Below are 1,976 nucleotides of genomic sequence, written 5' to 3'. Positions count from 1 at the left end.
GACATCCTTTCATATAGGTTTGATTCACTTAATATGATACCTGATGTCACGCCGAATGGCGTTTTTGCATTTACCACTAATTAGGTGGCTAACTTCATTCTATAATCCACCAAATAAACAAAAAAGTTGAAACATCAGATGACACAAAATGATTAGCTCCTACTCTTGCTATAATAATAAGTAACAATAATTGATTAGGAGAAAAGCAATGGCAACTTTTGACGAACTAGTAAATCAGATAGATAGCAATCTCGATAATCAGCGAGACAGAGGAACAGCCTTTGAAAAGATGGTTGTTGCATACTTAAAAAACGAGCCAACCTATAAGCAGAAGTTCTCTGATGTGTGGATGTTAAATGAAGTGCCTGAAAAATATGGTATTCCTAAGCGTGATTTAGGAGTAGATATTGTTGCTCGTGATTATGCAGGAAATCTAACAGCGGTTCAGGCCAAATACTACAAAGGAAAAGTGGGTAAGGCCACTATTAACTCTTTTGTAGCTGAGATGGGAAAAGATTATTATTCAGCAGGACTACTTGTTTCCTCAACAGATGAATGGAATAGAAATGCGGAGGCAGCATTAGAAAATAATACAAAGCCAATTACGCGTATTGGCTTATCACAATTACGTCACGCTAATATTGACTGGCAAAAATTCTCCTTCGCTAAAGAGAACACCCTTTTAACTAAAAAGGGTAGGACGCCATTTCCATATCAGTCAACTGCTATTAATAAAGCTGTTGCCTACTTTAAGACACATGATCGTGGAAAGCTAATTATGGCTCCAGGAACTGGCAAGACATTTACGAGTCTTAAAATTGCTGAAGCATTAATGGAAGATCAAGGCAAAACTAAATTTAATGTGCTTTATTTAGTGCCAAGTATTCAGCTGCTGTCGCAAACCTTGTTTAATTGGAACAATGACATATCAAGCAGCATTCATATGACCTCATTTTCGGTTGTGTCAGATAGTAAGGCAAATAAGAAGAAGAGTAGAAATAACGACGATTTGGGGGCAAAAGATATTGGAGCCGAGCCAACTACTAATGTTGACCAACTTATGAATAATTACAAAGCATCTCTATCTTCTAAATTTGGCAAGGATATGACGGTAGTTTTTAGTACATATCAGTCAATCAATGTGATTCACGAGGCACAAAAAGTGGGGTATCCCGAATTTGATTTAATTGTTGCTGATGAGGCTCACAGAACAACAGGATATGCCAAATTAGGACAAGACACAGCATTTACTGAAGTTCACTCTAATAAAAACGTAAAAAGCAAACTTAGACTTTATCAAACTGCTACTCCGAAAATTTACATGGAGAGCGCTAAGCATAAGGCAAGTAAAAATAATGTTGAAGTATTTTCTATGGACGACCCAGCAAGGTACGGTGAGGAGATATATCGGCTAGGGTTTGGTAAAGCTGTCTCGATGGGACGTTTGACAGACTATAAGGTTGTTGTTTTAGCTGTGAATGAGTCATATGTTAATAGAAATATGCAAAATGCAATGAAGCAGCTAGATCCTCACGATATAGGTAAAATAATTGGCGTATGGAATGCAATGGTGAAGCGAAATGGTATAACTGGAGAAATAACAGGTGCCCCTATGAAACGAGCTATTGCCTTTACCGATAACATTAAGCATTCCAAAGTAATTACTGAAGAGTTTGAAAAGGTCGTTAATGAATATCTTGATACTAGGTCTGCCGAAAGCTTTAAAGTTGATATTAAACATGTTGACGGAAAACTAAATGCGCTACAAAAAGAAGAGGCTATTGATTGGTTAGCAGACGATAATATAGAAGATAATCGGGCTCGTATTTTATCAAACGTGCGATTCTTAACGGAAGGTATTGATGTTCCGAATTTGGATGCGATTATTTTCTTTAGTCCCGCGGTTTGTAAAATTAAGTTAGAAAAATAAAAAAGTCATTTGTGATAGACTTTTGAATAACCACAAACAAAAGTAA

1 protein-coding gene is annotated in these 1,976 nt (G+C 36.6%); it reads left to right on the top strand.

Annotated elements, in window-relative coordinates; all coding sequences use genetic code 11:
• Positions 1-208: 208 nt before the first annotated feature.
• Positions 209-1,930 carry a restriction endonuclease gene (locus tag QOS01_RS10235; RefSeq protein WP_326521111.1) on the top strand — a complete coding sequence of 574 codons (1,722 nt, stop codon included), beginning with the start codon at positions 209-211 and terminating at the stop codon, positions 1,928-1,930.
• The last annotated feature ends 46 nt before the right edge of the window (positions 1,931-1,976 follow it).

Source organism: Limosilactobacillus avium, assembly GCF_947381485.1.
Classification (GTDB): Bacteria; Bacillota; Bacilli; order Lactobacillales; family Lactobacillaceae; genus Limosilactobacillus; species Limosilactobacillus avium.
This window is presented reverse-complemented; position numbering and strand designations above follow the sequence as displayed.